This window comes from Candidatus Paceibacterota bacterium (genome assembly GCA_041666915.1).
Taxonomy (GTDB): domain Bacteria; phylum Patescibacteriota; class Minisyncoccia; order Phycocordibacterales; family PALSA-1337; genus C7867-002.
The window spans coordinates 50,459-73,566 of sequence record JBAYFZ010000001.1 but is presented as its reverse complement, the minus strand read 5'-3'; the positions used below and the strand labels follow the sequence as shown (position 1 = coordinate 73,566).

General features: G+C 40.2%; 28 protein-coding genes and 2 tRNA genes. 10 read left to right on the top strand and 20 right to left on the bottom strand.

Annotated features, from left to right (window positions below; translation table 11 throughout):
• Window positions 1-38: 38 nt before the first annotated feature.
• The 4 genes from WCS89_00395 to rpmF form a co-directional block, all read right to left on the bottom strand.
• The gene (locus tag WCS89_00395; protein MFA6553953.1) at window positions 39-281 is read right to left on the bottom strand and encodes a hypothetical protein; all 243 of its coding nucleotides are present in this window, start codon (window positions 279-281) and stop codon (window positions 39-41) included.
• A 48-nt stretch (window positions 282-329) separates the two neighbouring features.
• The gene (gene rnc, locus WCS89_00390; protein MFA6553952.1) at window positions 330-1,028 is read right to left on the bottom strand and encodes a ribonuclease III; all 699 of its coding nucleotides are present in this window, start codon (window positions 1,026-1,028) and stop codon (window positions 330-332) included.
• Window positions 1,029-1,070: 42 nt separating this feature from the next.
• Window positions 1,071-1,994, bottom strand: a complete 924-nt coding sequence (nusB, locus tag WCS89_00385; GenBank protein ID MFA6553951.1) for a transcription antitermination factor NusB — start codon at window positions 1,992-1,994, stop codon at window positions 1,071-1,073.
• 141 nt (window positions 1,995-2,135) lie between these two features.
• On the bottom strand, window positions 2,136-2,393 hold the full coding sequence (gene rpmF, locus WCS89_00380; protein MFA6553950.1) for a 50S ribosomal protein L32: 258 nt from the start codon (window positions 2,391-2,393) through the stop codon (window positions 2,136-2,138).
• A gap of 149 nt (window positions 2,394-2,542) precedes the next feature.
• On the opposite strand from rpmF, the gene WCS89_00375 reads away from it, so the two are divergent.
• The 5 genes from WCS89_00375 (at window position 2,543) to WCS89_00355 (ending at window position 5,886) form a co-directional block, all read left to right on the top strand.
• Window positions 2,543-2,616: transfer RNA gene (locus WCS89_00375), tRNA-Lys, on the top strand.
• 131 nt (window positions 2,617-2,747) lie between these two features.
• Window positions 2,748-2,829 (top strand) — tRNA-Leu (locus WCS89_00370).
• A gap of 253 nt (window positions 2,830-3,082) precedes the next feature.
• Window positions 3,083-4,270: a hypothetical protein gene (locus WCS89_00365; GenBank protein MFA6553949.1), complete on the top strand. Its 1,188-nt coding sequence runs from the start codon at window positions 3,083-3,085 to the stop codon at window positions 4,268-4,270.
• A 205-nt stretch (window positions 4,271-4,475) separates the two neighbouring features.
• Entirely contained in the window at window positions 4,476-5,432 is a 957-nt protein-coding gene (locus tag WCS89_00360; GenBank protein ID MFA6553948.1) for an SPFH domain-containing protein, read from the top strand.
• Window positions 5,433-5,448: 16 nt separating this feature from the next.
• Complete coding sequence (locus WCS89_00355; GenBank protein ID MFA6553947.1) at window positions 5,449-5,886, top strand: hypothetical protein; 438 nt, start codon at window positions 5,449-5,451, stop codon at window positions 5,884-5,886.
• A 54-nt stretch (window positions 5,887-5,940) separates the two neighbouring features.
• On the opposite strand, the gene WCS89_00350 is transcribed toward WCS89_00355, so the two are convergent.
• From WCS89_00350 to WCS89_00315, 8 genes are all read right to left on the bottom strand, one after another.
• Complete coding sequence (locus tag WCS89_00350; protein ID MFA6553946.1) at window positions 5,941-6,234, bottom strand: hypothetical protein; 294 nt, start codon at window positions 6,232-6,234, stop codon at window positions 5,941-5,943.
• Between the two features lie 14 nt (window positions 6,235-6,248).
• On the bottom strand, window positions 6,249-6,641 hold the full coding sequence (locus tag WCS89_00345; protein ID MFA6553945.1) for a hypothetical protein: 393 nt from the start codon (window positions 6,639-6,641) through the stop codon (window positions 6,249-6,251).
• A gap of 85 nt (window positions 6,642-6,726) precedes the next feature.
• Window positions 6,727-7,032, bottom strand: a complete 306-nt coding sequence (locus tag WCS89_00340) for a pilin (GenBank protein MFA6553944.1) — start codon at window positions 7,030-7,032, stop codon at window positions 6,727-6,729.
• Between the two features lie 8 nt (window positions 7,033-7,040).
• A complete protein-coding gene (locus tag WCS89_00335; GenBank protein ID MFA6553943.1) occupies window positions 7,041-7,400 on the bottom strand; it encodes a hypothetical protein in 360 nt (119 codons plus the stop codon).
• A gap of 15 nt (window positions 7,401-7,415) precedes the next feature.
• On the bottom strand, window positions 7,416-7,892 hold the full coding sequence (locus WCS89_00330; GenBank protein MFA6553942.1) for a hypothetical protein: 477 nt from the start codon (window positions 7,890-7,892) through the stop codon (window positions 7,416-7,418).
• A gap of 4 nt (window positions 7,893-7,896) precedes the next feature.
• Window positions 7,897-8,373 carry a hypothetical protein gene (locus tag WCS89_00325; GenBank protein MFA6553941.1) on the bottom strand — a complete coding sequence of 159 codons (477 nt, stop codon included), beginning with the start codon at window positions 8,371-8,373 and terminating at the stop codon, window positions 7,897-7,899.
• 31 nt (window positions 8,374-8,404) lie between these two features.
• Window positions 8,405-9,718, bottom strand: coding sequence for an ABC transporter substrate-binding protein (locus tag WCS89_00320; GenBank protein MFA6553940.1), 1,314 nt, complete (start codon window positions 9,716-9,718; stop codon window positions 8,405-8,407).
• 9 nt (window positions 9,719-9,727) lie between these two features.
• Complete coding sequence (locus WCS89_00315; GenBank protein ID MFA6553939.1) at window positions 9,728-10,246, bottom strand: methyltransferase domain-containing protein; 519 nt, start codon at window positions 10,244-10,246, stop codon at window positions 9,728-9,730.
• A gap of 124 nt (window positions 10,247-10,370) precedes the next feature.
• Here WCS89_00315 and WCS89_00310 point away from each other — a divergent pair, with 124 nt between their 5' ends.
• Window positions 10,371-10,817 (top strand): hypothetical protein, encoded by a 447-nt coding sequence (locus WCS89_00310; GenBank protein MFA6553938.1) that lies wholly within the window; start codon window positions 10,371-10,373, stop codon window positions 10,815-10,817.
• Between the two features lie 124 nt (window positions 10,818-10,941).
• On the opposite strand, the gene gyrA is transcribed toward WCS89_00310, so the two are convergent.
• From gyrA to WCS89_00295, 3 genes are all read right to left on the bottom strand, one after another.
• A complete protein-coding gene (gene gyrA / locus WCS89_00305; protein ID MFA6553937.1) occupies window positions 10,942-13,425 on the bottom strand; it encodes a DNA gyrase subunit A in 2,484 nt (827 codons plus the stop codon).
• 74 nt (window positions 13,426-13,499) lie between these two features.
• Window positions 13,500-13,793 carry a hypothetical protein gene (locus WCS89_00300; GenBank protein ID MFA6553936.1) on the bottom strand — a complete coding sequence of 98 codons (294 nt, stop codon included), beginning with the start codon at window positions 13,791-13,793 and terminating at the stop codon, window positions 13,500-13,502.
• A 71-nt stretch (window positions 13,794-13,864) separates the two neighbouring features.
• A complete protein-coding gene (locus tag WCS89_00295; GenBank protein MFA6553935.1) occupies window positions 13,865-14,485 on the bottom strand; it encodes an MBL fold metallo-hydrolase in 621 nt (206 codons plus the stop codon).
• A gap of 182 nt (window positions 14,486-14,667) precedes the next feature.
• Here WCS89_00295 and WCS89_00290 point away from each other — a divergent pair, with 182 nt between their 5' ends.
• Window positions 14,668-15,957: a S1 RNA-binding domain-containing protein gene (locus WCS89_00290; GenBank protein MFA6553934.1), complete on the top strand. Its 1,290-nt coding sequence runs from the start codon at window positions 14,668-14,670 to the stop codon at window positions 15,955-15,957.
• A 452-nt stretch (window positions 15,958-16,409) separates the two neighbouring features.
• Here WCS89_00290 and pyrF read toward each other — a convergent pair whose 3' ends face one another.
• The 4 genes from pyrF to WCS89_00270 all read right to left on the bottom strand — a co-directional run bounded on the left by pyrF (window position 16,410) and on the right by WCS89_00270 (window position 20,086).
• Window positions 16,410-17,159 carry an orotidine-5'-phosphate decarboxylase gene (pyrF, locus tag WCS89_00285; protein MFA6553933.1) on the bottom strand — a complete coding sequence of 250 codons (750 nt, stop codon included), beginning with the start codon at window positions 17,157-17,159 and terminating at the stop codon, window positions 16,410-16,412.
• 29 nt (window positions 17,160-17,188) lie between these two features.
• Window positions 17,189-17,938 carry a phosphoribosyltransferase gene (locus WCS89_00280; GenBank protein MFA6553932.1) on the bottom strand — a complete coding sequence of 250 codons (750 nt, stop codon included), beginning with the start codon at window positions 17,936-17,938 and terminating at the stop codon, window positions 17,189-17,191.
• A gap of 184 nt (window positions 17,939-18,122) precedes the next feature.
• Window positions 18,123-19,256, bottom strand: coding sequence for a dihydroorotase (pyrC, locus tag WCS89_00275; GenBank protein ID MFA6553931.1), 1,134 nt, complete (start codon window positions 19,254-19,256; stop codon window positions 18,123-18,125).
• Window positions 19,217-20,086, bottom strand: coding sequence for a hypothetical protein (locus WCS89_00270; GenBank protein ID MFA6553930.1), 870 nt, complete (start codon window positions 20,084-20,086; stop codon window positions 19,217-19,219). The genes pyrC and WCS89_00270 overlap by 40 nt, the downstream gene beginning before the upstream one ends.
• 201 nt (window positions 20,087-20,287) lie before the next feature.
• On the opposite strand from WCS89_00270, the gene WCS89_00265 reads away from it, so the two are divergent.
• Window positions 20,288-20,497 (top strand): hypothetical protein, encoded by a 210-nt coding sequence (locus WCS89_00265; GenBank protein ID MFA6553929.1) that lies wholly within the window; start codon window positions 20,288-20,290, stop codon window positions 20,495-20,497.
• Between the two features lie 58 nt (window positions 20,498-20,555).
• Here WCS89_00265 and pth read toward each other — a convergent pair whose 3' ends face one another.
• Entirely contained in the window at window positions 20,556-21,149 is a 594-nt protein-coding gene (gene pth / locus WCS89_00260) for an aminoacyl-tRNA hydrolase (protein MFA6553928.1), read from the bottom strand.
• Window positions 21,150-21,217: 68 nt separating this feature from the next.
• Here pth and lepB point away from each other — a divergent pair, with 68 nt between their 5' ends.
• The gene (gene lepB, locus WCS89_00255; GenBank protein ID MFA6553927.1) at window positions 21,218-21,835 is read left to right on the top strand and encodes a signal peptidase I; all 618 of its coding nucleotides are present in this window, start codon (window positions 21,218-21,220) and stop codon (window positions 21,833-21,835) included.
• A 19-nt stretch (window positions 21,836-21,854) separates the two neighbouring features.
• On the top strand, window positions 21,855-23,081 hold the full coding sequence (locus WCS89_00250; protein MFA6553926.1) for a His/Gly/Thr/Pro-type tRNA ligase C-terminal domain-containing protein: 1,227 nt from the start codon (window positions 21,855-21,857) through the stop codon (window positions 23,079-23,081).
• Window positions 23,082-23,108 lie beyond the last annotated feature (27 nt).

The following is a 23,108-nucleotide window of genomic DNA, read 5'->3' as shown; positions in this document are numbered from 1 at the left end:
ATTACAGCTACGGGGATTGCGAGTGTTACTCCGAAGAGTTACACCAAATCCATACTCTCCAAAATCCTCAATCTCGTACGAATATTCCTATGACGTTTTGAACCAAAAGGTGCAATTGGATTAGCGTTCCTCTTGGGACAACTTTTAATGTGCTCAGGCCAACTTATTATGGGCATTTTCTCTCCACAATGCCCACAAGCCTGCATTAACTTTGTCACGTCAATCTTGAGCTTCTTCCTAGAACGACTAAAAAAGCTAATCTTTTTACGATTACTTTTCATAATGTAAATGTCCTCCTTCACAGAGACAATACAACAAATATAAGAGTATTACCAGCCTTTGATAGCTAGGGCCTTCTCAGCAGCTTTTTGTTCGGCTTCTTGTTTGGAAGGTCCGGAACCACTAGCAACTTGAACATCACCGAGGAAAACACCGAGAGTGAATTTTTTATCATGATCTGGTCCAACTTCTTTCAAAGTCTTGTAGGCAGGAGTGACACCAACTTTCTCTTGAGCTTTTTCTTGGAAACGACTTTTGGCATCTATCCAAGATTTATTAGCAACAATATCTTCAATATCTATAACATTCAAAATCTGTTCGGAAATAAAATTTGCAGACGAATTGTATCCTTGATCCAAATAAACAGCTCCGATGACGGCCTCAACTGTATTGGCTAAGATAATAGAACGAGCTCTACCTGTATCTTTGGTCTCACCTTTTGAAAGTAAAATATAATCATTCAGACCAATATGTTCAGCAACCTTGGTCAAACTGACCGTATTCACTATTGCGGAACGAAAAGAAGTCAAAGCCCCCTCTGCTTTTGAAGGATACTTTCTATATAGGAAACTGGTTACAACCAATTCCAAAACTGCATCTCCGAGGAATTCCAATCTCTCATTATGCTCCATACCTTCACTGCGATTTTCATTCAAATAAGAACGGTGCGTGCAAGCAGTTTTGAGTAAGTTTATATCAGCAAACTCAACATTGATATGTTTAGCTAATTTTTCGAAATTTATTTTCATGATAATTCAAGAGTTAAGAGGTAAGAGATAGGAGGTAAGATCTTAACTCTTACCTCTTACCTCTAAACTCTCTTCACTAAGCGTCGTCACAGCCTTGGTTACAATAGGTAAAATATCGTTGTAAAAATTTAATTCTAGAATGTCAGCCAACTTGAACCATTTTGCATCATCAAGCCCAGGCTTCTTTGCGAGGACTAAATCTGTAAATCTTGATTCTGCCAAATAATAATGAACCTGTTTTCGAATCTTACCAATCTCAGGATCATTGGCAATATATTCATTACTACCGAGATCTGAAACTACAGAGACATCTAGACCGATCTCTTCTTTAACCTTCATGATCGTACCTTCTTTTGGATCTATACCCTCCGCAATCTTTCCTTTTGAAAGAGTCCAGTGACCGAAAATATCATGGACGAATGCCATGTAAATATCCTGCCCTTCCCTAGCATAGACAACTGCACCACCCAAATGTTGGATGGGCATTTTTTCATAAGGAACTTCTACTATCTTTGTTTTCTTTACAGAAACAGCATCTTTACCAGGTTCACCCAATTCTTTGTAAACAGCACCCATAACTCCGTTTACAAAACGTCCGGAAGTCTCTCCGCCAAAAGTCTTGGCGAGTTCAATAGCTTCGTTAATAGCAACCTTGGCTGGCACATCTTTGCGATCAGAAAATAGAAGCTCATAGAGACCTAGGCGAAGGACATTGCGATCAACTGGAGAGATCTTATCTATTGGCCAATCTGGCGCAGCTTTCTCAATGATTTCATTTAAGTCCTCTTTCTTTGCCAAAATTCCTTTTACCAAAGCTTCCATGAAAGAAACATCGGACATACCTGGAGCAAACTCTTTGGCATTCCTATTTATAATCGTAGAAATGTCTTTATCAGGACAATTGTGACAATCCCACTCAAAGAGTGACTGGAGAACTACTGAACGTGATAAGTGTCTATTTGCCATGTATTATAATTATAAAAAACTCACGAGTTCGGAGCCGTTCTTCATAGAACCGCATCCAAACTCGTAAGTTTTATTAAGGAACAATTTTGTTAACATAGGTACTTCTTTTTAAGCAACATCACCGAACCCTAAAAATAACGTTTAAGCTTTTGCCTTGGCCTTGATCTTTTTTGGAGCCAAATCCAATACTTTGCGACCGTTGTACGAACCACAGTTCATACAAATGCGGTGGCTCTGATGCAAAGCGTTACAATTTTGACACTTGGAAAGACGGACTATTGTAAGGCCATGATGTGAACGTCTATTATCGCGATGACTTCGCGTTGCGCGCATTCGGTTTACCATGACACTAATATTACATATTATAAGATTTTCTGCAATACCCGTTCTCTGTGTCATTCCCGCGAAGGCGGGAATCCAGGATTATTACGAACAAACAATTAATTCACCTCGTGGTAACCATGGATTCCCGCCTTCGCGGGAATGACAAATAATTTCGTTGTCAAAACGCCAAAAGTCTGTTAGATTAATATACGTTGTAGCTAGACCCGCCCATAGCTCAGTCTGGTAGAGCACTCGCCTCTTAAGCGATTGGTCGTTGGTTCGAATCCAACTGGGCGGACAAGGGAGTGCAAAGTGAAAAATGCAAAATGTAAAGTTTTAATGAAAAATTATTAGATTTCTTTAACTATTAACTAGTAACCAAAACTTTGCATTTTTCACTTTGCACTGTAAACTAGTCCGTATACGCCCGCCGGGGTGGTGAAATTGGTAGACACGCATGCCTTAGGAGCATGTCAGGCAACTGGTGGAGGTTCGAGTCCTCTCCCCGGCACTACTACGCGATTTAATCAATCGCTTCGAAGTGCAAGCACAGGATGAGCGAAGCGAATTTTGTGGCGGGAACAAGGTGTCTGCACGGCTTATTTCACCTATATTTTAAGCACACAACACTCCTTGACATTTGTACAGTAGTGCGCTATAATTGTGCCAGTATAAAGAAGGGTTATATATAGTTATATGACCATAGCTTCTTGAAAACCACATAACAAAAATGACCCATAAAAAGGTCAGGAAAGAGAAATATTATGGCAACTCCAGTAAATCAGCCCAGTGGCAGTTCATCTGCAACCGGAGCTACAGGAGCATCTTCTGCTCCAGCGTCGGCAAATTCACCAGTATCCGGTTCAGGAGCATCTCCTGTAGCTGGATCAGCATCACCAGCACCAGTAGCGGGAACGTCTTCTGCTTCGGTGCCAGTGGCGCCAGTAACAATGGAAGATCTTCAAAAGAGAATCGAGACGTTGGAAGAGACGGTTAAAAACACGGCAAATAAGACTGAGCTTCGAGCTGTCAAAACAGATCTAGAAGCAAAGCTTAATGTTGTGAATACAACCATTGGAAACATGGATACGGCGTTCAAAAACACGGCAATGGATCTACGGAAAGATATTGCCATTGCCAGTAAAGCCTCTGCCAAGGAACTTCAGGACACGTCTGACAAGATCACCAAGATTCTCGAGCACCTCAACAAGAAACTTGATACTCTTCAGAATCCTCAGGCACATGGTAGTACGTCAGTCAATCAACCGCCTCAGGTGCCAGTGACACCAACGCCCGGCACTCCGTCCAACCCAGCGCCGACAAATCCCAAAGCTCCAAAAGAGAAACAAGAATTGTCGGTCATCGGAATCATTCTTAGCGTTATCGGCCTTGTCGGTTTGATTCTGGTCATCTTTGTTCTCGCACTGTACGCAATGCGCGACCAAAGCATAAGCTCGGCGGCCATGATGAAAGCAACGGCTTCTCAAGAAATTGAGAATGCCAGGAAGAGTCAGGTTGAAATGAACGACAAGTTCAACGACCTGAAACAGCAAATGGAGGGCCTGGAACGAAAAAATCTAGTTGTTCCACCATCTCCAGATCAACCGCAAACGAATGGTTACCACTGCGGTAGTCTCATAAACATGAACAACAGTAGTATCAATGTGGCGATCAACAGATCATCGTCCCCTGTTCATTATTCCGAGGACGTGAGACCAGCAAGAGTGGTCTACACGGATCGCACAGATAACCAATTCAGTGGCTTCAGCAGTTTCAATAGGGCTAACACCCAAATAACTGAACTGTGTAATACACGACAAGTGTGTGAAGAGCCACAACGACAAAGTGTTCGGCTAACACGTTTACCGCAAAACTGGTCACCAGTACCAATGCTAGGCCGAGAAATGATTGAAATCCCCGGCAGTAAAGGTTATTACTACAATGGTAATTGACCCATTATCACACATCCCCCCACAGACTTTTATGGTCTAGTGGGGGTTGTTTTTATACCTTTTTACACCTTGACAAATAGGCTCTAAAGTGCTATCATATATAGGGCTGTTAGTAACGCCGTCCTTTGGACAAGCGCTACGTTGACAATTTAAACAAAAACAAAGAACTTCCCTTCGTAAGGGTGGTTCAGAAATAGGAGGAAATATGAGTAACGAAAACAACGGAACAAACAATAAACCAAATACCGAGGCTCAAAAGTTAGAGCCGTTCGGTAACTGGATAACTCGAGGTATCCTCAAAACGATAGTAGCCCTAATACTATTAGGAATGTTCGTCGTTATAATCGGGTCGTCCCTAGGAATAGTGTTAGGGATAACGATGATTGTTACAGGTATAGCCATGTTCGTCTTTGGTTACACCGACATACCATCAAAACCTCGTACTGCTGGAGTCTTAACCTTATGGGGTTCATTCTCCACCATTGGCGACAAACCGATAATAGTTGGTGGAAAAACAATCTTAGCGAATTATTTTCCATTCAACTTATCGTGTGAACAAATTGACATCACGAATGTGGACAAAAAGATACCCATGGCAATAACTTCAAAAGATGAAGTTGTTTTGGAAGGAAATGTGTCTATAACATTATTTCCAGATCTAGAAGATGCCATCGACTACATTCAAGCTGGCGGCGATATAAAGAAAATCATTGAGCAACTTGATGACATAGTCAAAAAAGGTGCTCGAGAGATAGCTAGGAATATCGATGCTCTAGAAATAACTCAGGACAGTGAAAAGTTGTCAGGTCCATTAAAGGCTGGTGTCGAGAAATATGTTGATTCAAAATCGTTCGGAGTTACAGTATATAAAATTCAAGCAATCTTTAATCAGCCAGATGATGTCATCAAGGCTATGAAAGGTGTTCGCCTTGAATTATATGAACGTAAAAACGAGATGACAGAATATACGACATTCACACAGGCTGCCAGACAATTGCAAGAATTCTACCAAAGCGATCCTCTAATGGAAGGTAAAGTACCAACATTGAAGGAATGCGTGGAAGAAATCAAATCCTTAAGATTGATCCGCGACAGTCGTTCCCAAGAGGTTCGAAACAAGGATGGTAAAAGCATCTTAGTTAACCAAACAGGAAAAACTTAAAAGATAGGAGGTAGAAATGAAAAATCGTTGGAAAATACTTATAGCCACATCAATCGTTATAGCAATATTGGCACTTGGATTGAAGATGTACTTCGATTCATCGTTCAATAAATGGGTCAGGGGTCCTAATAAAAAGACCGTGACCACGGATAGCAACCAAGCAATCGAGCAACCTAGTGAAAAAATAATTACCCTCAATGATTATGAGTGGCAAGGAATGTCTTGTTTTGATCCTCAAAAAAAGATTAAGGGTAACATGGTAACAAGGGGTGTGTGGTGGCAAGTACGTTTCGATCAGAGAGATGATCAGATTTATGATCTGTATCCCACTGATTGGAATAAAAACAGCTACATGAGATTCCCAGACTCAAACATCAATGAATGGAGAGTTAAACCTGGACAATCGATAAAAAAAGCAACTTTGGTTGCCCAGATACTCCCTAGGGATAACTAAGTGAATCAAAAACCGCCCCCGAGTTTACTCGGAAGGCGGTTTTCTTTTTTATCTCTAAAGTCCCTTAATCGTATTTGACACTAGATATATGATCCCCCAAGCTGAAACCATGATGAACATTCCTATCGTGCCATACATTATGGTTGATTGCCCTTTTTCACGAGCAGAAGGGTCTGCTCCATGCAATACCAATTGTAAAACACCATAGACAAACATGACTATCGCAATTCCAAACAAAAGCCCAATTATCGGGTAGACAATATTGACTATTATTGGGTTTATGACATTTCCAAAAGCAGTCATATCAACCGCTGCCTCAACAAAGGGTATTTTCAGAAATGATTGCATATTCTAACCGGATATTATTGAACCAACGGAACTGTATTGGAAGGTATACCACCATTACTAGCATTAGTTCCAAAATTTGGTATTGCCTGATTTGTAGGTGCAGTCTTGAATGTGTTTGTAAGAATACCGACAAGACCCCAAATAGAAACTATAACGAACAAACCTACAATTCCCCATACGATATTCATCTGAGCACCCTTTCTTTCTTCACCGGCTGGCTTGATGAGAAAATTGACTACATTCCAAATGATATAAATAACTGCCAATGCTACTAACAAATATGTCACCGTGTTACCAATACCTAAAAGTCTAGAAGACAAATCATTTACATTGGTAATAGGTGCCAAAGATTGTGCCGAAGCTACTGATGGAGCAACGAAAGCGATAAGTGCGATAATTTTTTTCATGTTTATAATAAATTAATAAATCTTAATATCATCCCAATTATACCCCGTAAACACAAACAAGCAAATTAACCTTGTGGATTACTAACTATTTTGAACCTGATAAGAAATTCGCATTTGGAAAACGATCCGTAGGGGCATTATTATTCGTAGAAAAAGTATTTGTAAGGATATTGACCAAACCCCAAAGAGAGACGATGATAAATAAGCCCAGTATACCCCACCCCATATTTTTGAGGGCTTCGGTCTTGCTATCAGCTGATGGTTTGACCACGTACTGAACAACATTCCAGACAATATAAACTACTGCCAAAGCTATGAGTAGATAGACTATCACATTACCAATACCAGCCAACTTTGTAGTAAGACTATTTATATCTGTTATATTATTCATATTTTATATTAATTAGGAAATAAATTTCTAAGACTAGCCCAAGAACCAGGACTACTGGTACCAAGATCAAAAGTTGAAATGAGGATGTTAACTAAGCCCCAAAGAGATAGGATGACAAAGAAACCTATAAGACTCCACATTAGATATTGAGCTGCTTCTACCCTCTTTGTATCACCGGGTTGGATAAAATATTTTATTACATAAAAGACGAATACAACAACAGCAAATCCCATGAGTAATGCTAAAGCTTGATTCAAATATCCAGCAAGTTTAGCCATGAGGTCACTCAATTTCATCTGTGTCTGAGCAGAAGCTATAAAAGGTAATGATATCGCCAAACCTGTAACAAAATATTGAATCTTTTTCATGTTTATTATTATATTTTAATTACCTCTTAATGCATTTTGGGCACTGTTTATAACTCCAGGACTGATGGTTCCAGTTGCTGACAATGTATTTATAGTCAATTGAATGATAACTCTAGCGCTAATGATAACAGCGACACCTACAACGAGCCATAACAATTGACCATGTAATTCTTCTATCTTTGAAGTTTTACCTTGCGCCGCACTCGTAACATATTGAAAACCAACCCAAATAAAAGCTACGACTGCAAACAATATTGCAATATAACTAATGATCTCCACAAAAGTCTGTATCAAACCACCAATGGAGTTTATTTTCGGATTCAAAGGATTTTGGAGAGTGAAAGTTTGACTAGAAGCATTAGAGTTCGTTGACCCTCCAGTACTAGGAACATTACTACCTGTACTAGACTGAGCAAAAACAGGAGCCGATACAGAAATAACAAAAACCACCACTAATAATACTGAAACAATTTTTTTAGATATATTTTTCATAATTTTATGGATTACCAAGAAGAACACTCAAAGTATTACCACCAGTCAACCAATTTATAACCTGATAGACGATAAACCATGCTGATAACATTACTATAAATCCTATCAGAATACTTGGAAATATATCGTGAGCTTCTTTTATCTTAGCAGGGTTACCAGAGATATACAGAATACCAGCATAAGTCATACCTAAGATAGCAATGATAACACCTCCAACCATAGCAATATTTATAAAATGTTGAATCTGCATCATCAACCCTTTGAAGTCACAAGGAACATAGTTTGCTTTTGGAGGAGTTACACCAGCTGGAAGAACTGGGCCATCACAAATGAGTAATCTAAAAGAAGAACTGTTCACATCTACAGGTTCTGGTTTAATAGTTTGTGCTTGAACAAAAGGTGTAAACAAAATTACAGAAAAAACAAACAACATAATTATTGTCTTAAACTTTGCACTTTGCACTTTGCACTTTGAATTCATATTTTTATAAAGATAAGACAAAAGTTAGCCCCTACTGCCCCGCTTGTTTCAACACAACATTATATTGATCCCCAGCATCACGAACAGCCTGATCTATATTCTTTTGTCCGCTCGTCACAGCTTGAACCAAATTACTAAAAATCTGACCGGACTTACTTGCATCAACATCAATCCATGTCTTTGAAACGAGAACCGCTTGATTGAATATCGTTATATATGGATCCGTAGAACCTATAGCTATGACATCCCTTCTTACTGATGGTAAATACATGGTTTGCGACAAATCTTTCAAGTTGTTGGCCGTTGTCAAAGTAGAAATAACTTGGAAGACAGCATCTAGTTTTGTGGAAGCTCTAACAAGAGAAAATCCATACATCTTTGCATATCCAGATTTCTGACCACCAGTCCTCAACTGTGGTATTGGAGCTACATCAAAATTAAGATTGGGATTTTTGGCTTTAATACTACTTAACTCTGAAGCAAAACTAAAATATGTAGAAAGCACTCCTGACAGAAATGCCGACTTATCATTTACCATACCTTTATTCCATGAATAGTTTGCATTGGAAGGATCTGCAAATTGGCTGAAAAATCTAAAAGCTGGGATAGGACTAGCAGAATAAGATGTACTGATAGTAGATACGACACCCCCATTTCCAATCATAGTTACAGGGTTACCACTCTGTAATAACAAAGACCCCATCACCTCGCGAGCGTTGGTAATATTGGAAAAATCTCCCATTGCTATCGCTGACTTTCTAATATTTCCGTTCTGATCTTTACTGGTCAATTTTTGAGCCAAACCTGGCTTCAAACTAGAACCGGTAAATTCATCCCAATATTTTGGATACGTAGCAATGCCTGCAGAATTAAAATTGTCGCGGTTCCAATACATAACAATAGGATCTACACTAAAAGGTATAGCTTGGACTCCATTATCAGATAAATATATCCTAGCTTCATCAATATATGAATTGAAAAATGTATCTTTTGGCAAAACCGTATAAGGTACATGGATCAATTTATTGAATTCTGACAATAACATTTCTGACGGAATAAGTACGGCATCTGGACCTTGACCCAAAGCCAAAGCATTGACAAAATTCTTGGAAAAATCTTCTAGCTTATACTGAATATAATTGACCTTGAGAGGTGAAGCTAAAGTGTTGTTTATATTGGAGACATACTTATTGAAAATATCTGCTGGAAAAGTCCCCCATATTGAGACATCTGGTAAAGTTGCACTTCCAGAGCTACCTTTGTACAAAGCGAAGGAAGCTGCGCCGGCTATGATTGCTACAACGAAGATTGCTAGTGTTATTATTTGAAATTTGCTCGTTTTCATACTTTTTGTTTATTGACGAATAAGAACTAAACCGTAATGGTGGTCACCCGCATCAAATGACTGATCTATTTTGAAACCGGCTTTTTCAAAAAGCATTTGAGCTTTCATTGCTGGTACAAGCGTTTTTGGACTAAGAGCAGAGAGTTCACTCCAATCTACTACAAGAACCTTCCCTCCTGGCTTCAAAATACGTTTTACTTCAAGAACAAATTCATCAAGTTTTTCTACTTGAAAAAGAATATTGGAAACAATCACCCTGTCAGCCGTAGCTTCGCGAAGTTTGGTACCACCGATCTTCTCGGCATTACCCCAAACTACCTCTATATTACGGAGTCCCTGAGAAGCGCCGTGTGAACGAATCCTTTCTAGAAGTTCCTTGATAACGTCTACGGCATAGACTCTGCCACTGCCACCAACTCTCTTTGCGGCTTCTATAGTGTAAAAACCAGAGCCTGCGCCCAAGTCAACTACTTTCATACCATCGTTTAATCCCAATTTAGAAAGATTTGATGCTGGATCGGAAAACATGGGTTAATTATAGGATATAAACCCGTAAAAGCATACTAAAGGCAGTGGGGACAAATTTGGCTGAGGATTTGATGGGTTTAACTCGCACTACTCCCTTAAATTTTTCATGGTATAATTTATATATATGAAAACCCGTAAGACACGCTCATTTGTTATTTCAATAGTGATTATTATATTAGTAATAATCAGTGCTAAATATTATTTTTTGGGGCCAAATTTAAGCTGTGCCCTCGATAGTCAAGGTATAAAATTCTACATCCTCAAATCAAATCTGATTTCTTATGGAGATACAAGAAAACATAGTGATGGAAGTCAATCTTTCGATGATTGGAATATTATTGACCGAATTAGAAATAATGCTTCTATTTATGCACAAGATGCAAATAATTGTTACGGTAAACATACATATCAAGTAAAAAATGAAAACGTATTAGATGTTGTAAGTCAGAAGGAATTCAATACTTATCTAATAGGTGACAAATTTAATAATAATTTCTGTGAAAACGCAGCTCTACTTACTCAAAGTGGAAATAGTCCAGTATTCGTCAAAGAAAGATTTTGCACAATGTAATCAATAGCTATATACTTCCATTACTGATGAGGTAGGGTTCAGAGAATTAGAACCCGCAAAATCCTAGCCAAAACCCGCTTACAAGGCGGGTTTTGTGTTTACACTAAAAATTCTACCCGAAAATTTACAGACAAATCAAACTTGCCAATGAATCCCCTTCCCTGAGCTTCATAACCCTGACACCTTGAGTGGAACGACCGAGTGTAGGAATCTCTTTCAGATCAACGCGTATAACCTGACTCTTCTTGGACATAGCTACAATCTCTTCAACATCATCAGTGACAACCTTAGCGGCCATGAGTGGACCAGTCTTGGAAGTGACATTCATAGTCAATATTCCAGAACCACCACGATTTTGAGTTTTGTATTCAGAAAGTTTGGTCTTTTTACCATAACCATTTGCGCCCATTACGAACAGGGCTGGATTTTTGGCATCTTTGGAAACAACGTCGGCAGAGATGACTGCATCAACTTTTTCATCAAGTTTGATGACGCGTACACCAGTAGCGTTTCTACCCATTTCCCTAACATCGCTTTCTTTGAAACGGATAGACTGACCATCTTTTGTAGCAAGGACAATCTCATCATTCTTGGAAACAAAGGATACAGAAATAAGTTCATCACCAGCTTCCAGCGTAATAGCAATAAGGCCAGAACGACGAACATCGTGGAAATGTTTAGCGGAAGATTTTTTGCCTGTACCACTCTTTGTAACCATCATCAAAGCCAAGCCTTCTGCAGTCTTCTTGTCCTTTGGCATTGGCAATATGGAAGTAACTTTTTCACCATCGGAAAGTGAAAGGAAGTTCATGACAGACTTGCCTTTGGTAGCACGCTTTCCTTCTGGAATATCGTACATCTTGATCTGATAAGCTTTGCCTTTGTCAGTAAAGAATAGTAGATCGTTATGAGTTGAAGCGAAAATAAGGTGAGAAATAAAGTCCTCTTCTTTTGTATCTAGATCTACAACACCGATACCACCACGCTTCTGTTTGCGATACTCATCTGGATTGGTACGTTTGATGTAGCCACCCTTTGTAAGAACAAGTACGGACTCTTCATCAGCTATGAGATCTTCGGGATTGAAATCTTTCACACCATGTTTGACTATTTTAGTACGACGATCGTCGCCATACTTTTCTTTGATCTCCATAAGTTCAGCTTTGATGAGAGCTCGGACTTTCTTTTCACTACCCAGAATCTCTTTGAGTCTAGCTATCAAATCTTGAACTTCAGCCAATTCATCTAGGACTTTCTTACGCTCTAGTCCAGCCAACTTTTGCAATCTCATTTCTAGAATAGCTGTAGCCTGTAACGGACTAAACTTGAACTTCTTCATGAGGCCGGCATGAGCTTCTGCTACATCCTTTGAAGCACGGATAAGAGTAATGATCTCATCAATATGATCTAGAGCTTTCTTCAAACCTAGCAAGATATGTTCACGTTCTTCGGCTTTGGTAAGGTCAAACTGAGTGCGACGACGAATAACTATAATGCGATGTTTGACGAATTCTTCTAGAATAGACTTCAAGGAAAGTGTATGTGGTACACCATCTACTAGAGCAACGGTATTTACATGGAAAGCGTCTTCAAGTTGAGTATGTTTGTAAAGTTGATTGAGAATCTTTTCTGGATAAGAACCTTGCTTGAGATCAATAACAATACGAACATCTTCGGTCGACTCATCGCGTAGAGCACGAACGCCCTCTACTATTTTTTCACGAACTAAATCGGCAATCCTAGTTATCAAATCTGCTTTATTGACACGATAAGGTATAGAAGTGATAACAATCTGGAATTGGCCTTTTTTATCTTCAATGATCTCAGCTTCACCACGCACAGTAATACCACCACGACCAGTAGTGTAAGTATGAAGAATATCTTTTTGACCATACATGATAGCTCCAGTTGGAAAATCTGGACCTTTTATGAATTGTGTAAGGTCTTCTGTAGTAGCATCTTTGTTTTCTAGCAAATAAGCTGTTGCGTCAACGACTTCACGCAAATTGTGAGGAGGAATGTTGGTGGCCATACCGACAGCAATACCGAGTGTTCCATTCAAAAGAAGGTTTGGAACAGAAGAAGGAAGAACGATAGGCTCTGTACGTGTACCTTCATAGTTTGGACGAAAATCAACAGTATCCTTGTCTATATCCTTGAGAAGTTCTGATGAGATACGGGACATCTTTGCCTCGGTATAACGTGGAGCAGCAGCTGGATCACCATCTAGAGAACCGAAGTTACCTTGACCAATACCTAGTGGATAGCGCATACGAAAAGGTTGGATGAGGTTGACGAGAGATTCGTAAACAGCAACGTCGCCGTGAGGGTGATAGTTACCTGTTACGTCTCCAACGATCTTTGCAGACTTTCTGGTCTTACCTCCTGGAGAGAGGTTGAGCTCATGCATTGTATACAAAATACGACGATGTACAGGTTTCAAACCATCACGTACATCAGGAAGAGCACGAGCAGTGATGACTGACATCGCGTAGTCTAGATAAGACTCGCGCATTTCGGTTGTAATGCTACGTTCTACTATACCGGCACCGTTTCGAGCATCAACTTCAGCTTGATTAGATTTTGATTCACCTGGTTTTCTGGACATGTTTTATGAGTTCTGAATCTTCAGTTTAGCAGAAAAAAGTATTTTTTCCAAGTGATTATAGAGTTTGACGGGTATTACTTCCTCCCCGGTTTGACCTCTACGGTAGAAGTATAATTGACTTTCTTTGGACCAAATACAATATCTCTAATATCAACAAAGAATGAGCCTACACTGGCAATCATAGATCGTCCTGGTGTCTCAATCTTATTTACAGCTGTAGCGACGACATCATTGGAATGACCACCAAATGAACTTATCCAAAATGCAAAAATGATAGCTGTAACACCTAGAGAGATAGAAAAAGAATATCGCTTACGAATATGTTCAGGTTTAGCTCTTAGATTTTCTATATGATCTTGTAAAGACATTTTATAATGAAAAATCCCTAACGAAGCCACTCTAACAATAGAGTTATTATACCAAATAGAACAACAATCAACTATTCCTTTTCAAGGACAACAACTTCGGCCTCCTTCTCTTCTAGATCTTTTTTCTTCAAAGTGATCTTTGTTTCTGGCTTTGGATTTTCACCTGCCTCCTTGAGAAAAGATTTCAAAGAAACGGCATCATGTAATATTGGAATAATGATCTTTGGTTCCAGAGATACCGCTAGCTTATAAGCATCTGACGGACCAAGTACCCCATTACCACCTATTGGAACAAATAATATATCAACACCATCTATAGCTTCGTCAGCTTCCTTTGGTAATTCTGGAGTATTGACTGCTCCCAAAAAACAGATGTTCATACCTTCCAAGGAAACGCTGTAAACAGTGTTTATGCGCTTTTCTCCACCATAACCAGATTCTGAACTAAGACCTTTTATAAAAACATCTTTGACTTCGTATTCCCCTGGACCAGTAATAGAAAAAGCTTTCTTGTCGCCAAATGATACTTGATCCAAACCATTCATATCTGGATGATTGAGACTAGAAAGGACGATGTCTGCACCAAACTTGGCAGTTTTCATCTCTGAATCTTTTGAAACTGGATTGAAAGCAAGGACCGTATCTCCGAATTGGACTTTTACAAATGCTCCTCCTAAATAAGTGATAATCATGTTTACAATTTATCACAATGCGACTTCAAGGTCTACTCTCATTCGCCAGCTGGCGATAGACCTTGTAAAAACCCCTATTAAATGCTAGATTCTAGCGACACGGCATTGGCCGTATTTTAATAGTCTCGCGTTATCCCGCAATAATATTAATAGTTTAAAAAGCGGAGCGGAGACATACAAAAATGTTCAAAAAATTAAAAGAGACTTTGACTGGTCATAAAGACAAGTCAGAGACCGTAGTGGATCCAGAAACAAAGACAGTAGTAACAGCAAAAACCGAAGAGGCAACAAAAGAGACCAAGGTTGCATCTCCAAAAAAGTCAGCCAAAAACTCTACATCAACAGACAAAAAAGAAGTTGGTGAGGTAAAAAAGAATAAGGGTGATATGGAATTGACCGAGGAACAGAAGTCCAGTGTCATGGGCAAATTGTCCGAGACAATGAAAAACCCTCCAATCATCGGTGATTTGGTGGAAGGTTCTGTTATCGCAGTTGAAAAATCTTCAGTCTACGTAGATCTAGCACCATTCGGAACCGGTATCATATACGGTCGTGAATTTATCATTGCTCGTGACGTTATCAAAAAAATAAACGTTGGTGATGTTATCGCCGCAAAGATCGTTGATACAGCTCACAAAGAAGGCTATTACGAACTTTCTCTCAAGGAAGCTCGCCAAGCTCTCATTTGGAATGAAGCAGAGATTGCTATCAGAGAAAAGAAAGTTCTTGACCTTCCAGTCAAAGAAGCCAACAAAGGTGGACTTCTCATTGAATGGCAAGGCATCCTCGGTTTCCTACCAGCTTCACAGCTCAAGACCGATCATTACCCTCGCATTTCTGATGGTGACAAGGACAAGATTCTAGATGAGCTCAAGAAACTCATTGGCACACGCTTGCAAGTCGCTATCATCACTGCTGATCCAAAAGAAGGTAAGCTCATCTTCTCAGAGAAAGGTTCTGAATCAAAAGAAAAAGAGAAAATCGTCAGTAAGTATGAGATCGGTGACGATGTTGAAGGTACTATCACAGGTATCGTTGATTTCGGAGTATTCGTCAAACTTGAAGAAGGTTTGGAAGGACTCATTCATATTTCCGAGATTGATTGGGGACTTGTTGATGATCCACGCAACTTTGTAAAGGTTGGCCAGAAAGTCAAAGCCAAGATTATTGAGATCAAGGATGGCAAGATTTCCCTATCACTCAAACAATTGAAGACCAACCCTTGGACCGAAGCTGCAAAGAAATACAAGAAAGATATGTCTGTCTCTGGAGTTATTATCAAATTCAACAAACATGGTGCATTAGCTTCTATAGAAGAAGGTGTCGCCGGTCTAGTCCATGTCTCAGAATTTGGTTCTGAAGAAAAACTCAAGAAATCTCTAGAATTGGGTAAGACTTATGACTTCAAGATAACCTTGTTTGATCCTAAGGAACAAAAGATGGCATTAGCTTATTCAGGAGAAAAGAAATAATTATCACTCTCAAAAAACCCTGAGCTTGTCGAAGGGTTTTTTGATTGTTAATATTTTAAAAATATGGTATTTTTTAAATGGTGGTGAAAATCTTTAGCAGAAAGGTTCCTATGCCAACAGTTCTAGAGAGTTGTACATCCGCAGTCAGAATAGGCAGACCAATTGCAGGAGACGTGAGATTTCTCGAAGATCCTTTTCCTTCGCAATGTCTCCTAATGCCCAGCACGGTTCCAGAAGAAGATTGCTCATCTGTAACATGTGATGTGTGTGGCAAGAAAGTGCCACGAGAATTGATGATGGAACATATTTGCCAAGCAGACTGATATGCTTCACATTACTCAAAACGGCGTCATCATAAGGTGGCGCTCTTTTTTTATTTAAAAATTTATATAAAAAATTAGCCCGCCACCGAAGTGAGCGAGCTAATTGTTGATAAGAACTTTCCATGTTGACTACGTCACAGCCGAAGCGATTTCATCAATTGTCCGCATGACCGCGTCGTATGGTTTTTCAGCCTTAACAATCGGTCTACCGATGACGATACGATCCGCACCAGCCTTAATGGCTTTTGCAGGAGTCATAATCCGTTCCGGATTCTGATCATCACCAGGGACGATAGCCCATGTCGGCCGAATTCCAGGAGTGTTGATGCTCATACGATCACTTAATGTCCGAAGTGTTGATGCTTCCTTTGGAGAACAAATCCAACCGTCAATACCTGCAACCAGGGCATGTTTAGCTAACATTAAGACTGTAGCACCAATGTCGCTGGAATAGATTTTCTGCACATCTGCCCCATTGAGACTCGTGAGAACTGTTACACCGAGCACTTCCGTATCAGGTAATTCTTTCTTGAGTGCTTGCATCGCTAGAACTCCTGCCGAACAGACAGTAGTAAGCAATTCTGGCTTCGCTTCCTTCAATAAGATTCCATCTGTAGACAGAGTCTCACCGATATCGTAGAGCTTTAGGTCAGCGAAGACTCGCAAACCACATGATTGAATCTCACTGATCAAATCGTAACCACAAGCTCGTAGAGCAGAGTTTACCTTGAGGTAGACCCCGGTTCCTTTGAGACTGTTGGCTAACGCAAGAACCTGTGATCGAACCCCCACTCTGCCGTAGAATTTTTCCCAAGGCTGTCCCGGTTTGAAATCAGCAGCAACGATCAACCGTTCCGCCGGTGTCAATATTTTTTGCATACTATTTTCCTTTCTTTTTTTCTTTTGGTCTAAGAATACTGTTCCATTACTGCGCAGAGACGCGCCCAGTTTTTCTTCACTTCCAGTTCGAGTCTCCCAGCAGCGATATCGTTCGCAACCGCAGGATCATCCTGTTCGTATTCGGGATACGCTTCACGAATAGAAGCAACAACAGGCAGATCTTTTCCAGCGAACAAACCACTTTTTGGCATGTAGGACATTTCGTAAACAGGAGAACGATTGAGTGCTCCAACAAGGAGTACAATCTCCGCTCCAGTAGCAGCGACCTCGGCCAAGGTGTTATCGGTATTTTGGAAGTTGTTAAAAACGTCTTCCGCGATGGCGATGCGTTCACCTTTCTCGAAATCAAACTGCGAGAGGTCCCACGTATATTCCTGTTTCTTACCCGCTTCTGTCGGTTTCGGTTTCTTGTCTGCATACACAAACCGTTTACCAGCAATACGTGCTAGCTCCTGACCAAATGTTCGCCCACCTTGCGGAATTCCACAGACAGTGTCGAACGTGTCGAGCAGGTTTTGATCGCGAAGTTTCTGACAGGCAACTTCGGCAAACATCTCGACGACTTTCAGATGAGATTCAATCCGCCGGAAGTTGAAGTAAATATTTCCGACGAGATTCCGTCCTTTGCTATCTTTTCCTGCGTAGGCAACCAAAGGTCCCTTACGCTCAGAACCAACTTTTGGGCGGATATATACTGCATCGCAACGTTTCCCAAGTTCCATGAGACTTTCTCCTGGATATGGATTGATTGGCTTCATAATTGGCTTCATAACTATTCTCTTTTTTTAATGTTCAAAATTGACGCTTTAAGGTAGCGCCTTGACCTGTGTCAACTAAGTTAACTCTAAATGAACATTAGCTTAAAATCTGTAAATAGTAAAGCCGACAACAAAAAATCAGCCCCGACAACAATTAAGTGTCAGGGCTGAGTTGTTTTTAATCTTAACCAACGAGTTTCCAAGGAAGTTCCGTACCTCCTGTGAAAACCTGAACAGAACCAACTTTCTTTGGAACCATCAGAGCAGTACGTTCAATCGTCATCGTCTCCGAACTCACTTCCATACCATAAATTCCAAGGAAGTTTTCAGAAAGAAACGGACCGAGATGTTCAAGTGCGTTTTCTTCGTCAAAGACGGTCGCATAAAGCTCGACGGCCGATGAGGCAGTGAATATGCCAGCCGCGCAACCGTAGCAACGAGACTTAACGCTTTCATCATGAGGGGCGGAATCTGTTCCTGCTCCAAAACGAGGATGACCCGAAGTTACATATTCACGAATGCGTTGCCGATGTATTTCACGCTTCGGTACAGGCTTGCAATAGTGACCGGGATTCATACCACCCCAAAACATCGCATTACGATTGATCATGAGGTGATGAGCCGTCACGGTGGCATATACTTCTTCATAGCCAAGTGCCGGAGCTAATGAAACGAATTCGGCTGCACGTCCGTCAGTGATATGTTCAAAGACCACCGGCAATCCTGGAAAGGACCTGAGGATGGGCTTGAGATCACGATCAACGGAAACGATCTCGCGATCAAATTCGTCAACATTTTCTTCAACCGCTTCAAAGTGTCCGAGCAATGGAATTTTATATTTCTCCATTGCTTCAAACACTGGATAGCGACCAAGAAGATTCCTCACACCATGTGCTGAACCAGTAGTTCCACCTTGACCTTTTTGATTGGCCATATAGAGTTTCACTGCTCGCCAGACACCATCTTTGAATCCACGTACGACTTCTTCTGGACTTGTATCGTCCGTGAGATAACAAGTCATACACGGCATGAATTGATTTTCACCATTACCAATGAATGGAATGCGATTCATAAAATAACCACTTCTAACCTCATCAATACGTTTTCGATAGGCTTTCGCTTTCTCAATCGTAGAGATTGGACTTGTTAGATTCGGCATGATAATCGCTCCCGTTGCACGCTGTTTAAGCGTAGACGGAAGGACCATTTTCATCATCTCACCATCGCGGATGTGGAGGTGGCGATCAAACCACCGAGGTATTGTTACTGAGTTCTCTTTCATAAGTCTTCCTTTCTGACGATTGCTGTTGGCTTCCATGGAGTCCGTAAATGAATTGCACCGAAGCCGATCGCTTTCGCGCCGAGTCTCCGGAGTTTTTCCATATCTTCAAATTCCATGACACTTGGACCGATCACTGGGAGCGATCCTTGTTTTGCAAGAGCTTCGACTGCTGGCCAGTTGTACTTCTGTGCCGGTTTGCCAGAGACGCCTCCGCCTCCACCACCGACTTGTTTCTCGAGCTTCCACAAAGGTGTTTGCTCGCCGTTAGTAAAAACTGTCTTCCAAGGTACGCTATTGAGTGAAACTGCTTCCACAATTCCAACAAGTCCACGTACAATAGTGAGATAGTCCTGATCAGCCGAGACTTTGACAATGACGGGATGACGCGAAACACGTTTGACTGCCTTCACACTGTTCACAACCATTTCTACCATTTCCATAGCATGACCAGTGTTTGGACATGAGACGTTGACTTCAAGCGCAACAAGATCGAAGCGATTGAGCATCTCTGCCATTTCCACAAGTTCTCTTTCATCACCGAAAATTGATCCGGCTGTCGGAAACTTTTGAAAATCAATATTAGGACCAACTTCCCTACACCACCATTCAATACCGGGATTTGTAAGTCCTACTTTATTGACCGAACCACCAGGGATCAGACGAACGCAAGCCCAAGGTTTCCACCATCGAAGATTTCCTTGACGCGGATTACGAGTCAAAGATTTGATCACTACAGTGAAGAGTTCAGGTTTAATGAGACCGAGCCACACCAGTGGTCGTTCCCAAAGCCAGCCTTTACCATCAAAGGCGAGAGCCCCGCTTGCAACCATATAGTTGAACGCGTGACCGTTTGAAAGAGTTATCATTAGAAAGTTCTCCAGTCTGTTGATTTATTTTAATGTTCAAATGAGCACACTGAGCCGTGCTTTTGGCTTTATCGATTTATCGATTCTTTTAAGACCCTACAACAAAATTATTTGGTAGTCAATCAAGCTACACCAACAATTAAATATTGAACACTATCAAAGATAATGCTAATATTTCATCGGACTGGAGAAAGGAATCTTATGTCAAAAAGTTTCAACAGCCAAATCCTTATGGCGAGGATGTTGGCTGATGAAGACGGAGGATTGTTTGGCGATTATTCACAAAAACACACTCTTGGTAATGAGACGGAAATTCCTGTAAAAAAGGAAGATGATCCGAAAACATGCCCACGTTGTGGATTAGTTTTCAGTCGAGGATGCGACACGGCTCACGCTTGTGTGGCAGACTAATAGGAGGCGTTAATGCCGAATTCAAAACAGCATACCTTTTAGGCAATGCTGTTTTTTGTTACATCCCATTGTAAACACTCATAGCCTTTTCCCTTCCCTCTTTGATTATTGTAAGAACCGCTTCGGTAACTCTCTTCCCTACAGCTTTCAATTCTTTCAATTCATCATCTTTGAATTTTCCAAGAATAAATTTTTCAATTTTATCTTCGCCGTTTATGAGTTTAGCATTACCTTTTGCATTTTCTGGAGCAGTACCGATACGAATACGCAAAAAAGCTTCTGTCTTCACAGCTTTGATGATGGACTCCAAGCCATTGTGTCCACCAGAACTCCTGTTATACGAAATCCTCATACGACCCAAAGGTAAACTAAAATCATCATAAATAACGATCAATTTTTCTGCCGCTTTGACACTTTTTACAAGTGGAGCAATAGCTTTACCAGAAAGATTCATAAAAGTTTCTGGAGCAATTAGTGTAGCTTTTTCTTTTCCGATTTTCGCCTGACAAACTTTTGAATTTAGCTTTTTATTAAATTCAAATTCATCACCATATTCTTTTACAACAAAATCAAGAATCATACGACCTGTATTATGTCGTGTATTCTCATATTCTTCTCCTGGATTCCCTAGACCTGCAATAATGTAAGGCATAATACAAAACAGTATAGAATAAAAGACGATTTGTGTAAAACCGTTTTTTGTACTATAATGGCCTAATCATGGAGCCTTCAGACAATCTTTCTACCACTAATACTCCAGTCGTTATCATTAAAAAGACATTTTGGGACGATGTTCGCGAGTGGATACAAGTTATAGTCATTGCCCTACTCATATCTCTTCCGATCCGTTTCTTTATTGCGGAACCTTTCATTGTAAACGGTGCTTCTATGGACCCAACTTTCGCTACGGGACAATTTCTCATTGTTGATCGTCTAACATATCGTCTTGAAGCGCCATCGCGTGGAGATGTGATTGTCTTTGAATATCCCAACAATCCAAGTACTTATTACATCAAACGTATCATTGGTTTACCTGGAGAAACTCTAGATATAAAAGATGGGACTATCACAATAAGCAACCCTTCTTCAACTTCTACAATTCCAAACAATCAAACAGTTTTGAAAGAACCTTATGTAAAAAGCATTCACCGCTCATACGACACATTCCACACAAATCTCGGACCTACGGAATATTTCGTCATGGGAGACAATCGCGCAGAGAGTTCAGATTCTAGATTGTGGGGACCTCTAGATAAACATTACATAGTAGGTAGACCTATTGTTAGGCTTTTACCAATAACTACTATGTCAATATTACCTGGTGAATATAATCAATAATCAATTAACAGACAAAAACATGAACAAAAATAAAAAAAATGAATCAAGTGGCTCAAAATTTATTGCTCATGACCATTTAGATAAGATTGGAGAAGTTGCTGTGTACTACGGATTTACACCTATAAAAAGTCCTTCAATAGGCAAAGCTGATCTTGATGCTGTAAAAGATATCATTGGTAATGACTACATAGACGATGAAACTGAAAATCATAAAAGGTTACCTTTACACGTAGAAGAAAAAATAGCTCTTATTCGTACATACCACGAGCTAAACATGCATTCTGCCCCTCAACCAGTAATGCTTTATTTCAAAGATTCTTGCAGAGGTTCTGGTGCACACAGATACGCTGATCTAGAAATCCTAGGACCTTCTGGACCTATTGCAGAGGCAACTCTCATCCAGACAGCCAGAATGATGCTAGCCGAAGAAGGTTATACTTCTACTACCGTAGAAATAAATTCTATAGGAGACCGTGACTCCCTCGGTCGTTTCTCTAGAGAACTTACTGCTTACTACCGCAAACACATAAATGAGATGTCCACCAATAGTCGTGAGCTTTTCAAGAAAGATGCTTTTGAACTTCTAGCTTGCCACGACAAAGATTGTCAGGAATTAAATAGCAAAGCTCCACGTGCGATGGATTTCCTTTCAGAAAGTGGTCGTCAACATTTGGAAGAAATCTTAGAATTTTTTGAAGCTTTGAAAATACCTTACACAGTAAACAACGGTCTTTTGGGTAATCGCAAATATTGGACCGAGACGATCTTCACAATCCTCAACAATGACAAGACAACAAAGAGTGATCATATCTTGGCTGTCGGTATGCGTTACAACAATCTAGCAAAACGTCTAGCTATGAAGCGAGACATCCCAGGAGTTGGCATATCCCTTCTCATCAAAGAGAGCAAAAACGGTCTACGCAAACCTATAACAAAAACCAAAAAACCTATCGCTTCTTTCGTCCAGCTTGGTCTTCAATCAAAACTTATTTCCCTTGAAATCATTGAAAGTCTTCGTCAAGTCAAGATCCCTCTATATCTATCGTTGGCCAAAGATAGACTTGGTGCCCAAGTATCATCTGTAGAAAAATACAACACTCCTTACGTCATTGTGGTTGGCAAAAAAGAAGCCGTAGAACGAACAGCTATCGTACGTAAAAATGATACCCATTCTCAAGATATTATCTCTTTGGAAGAATTGCCAAAATACATGAAAAGTATTGAGGCTAAACATAATAAGAAGTAAGGAATTTGCGCTATTTTCTTCTTCATG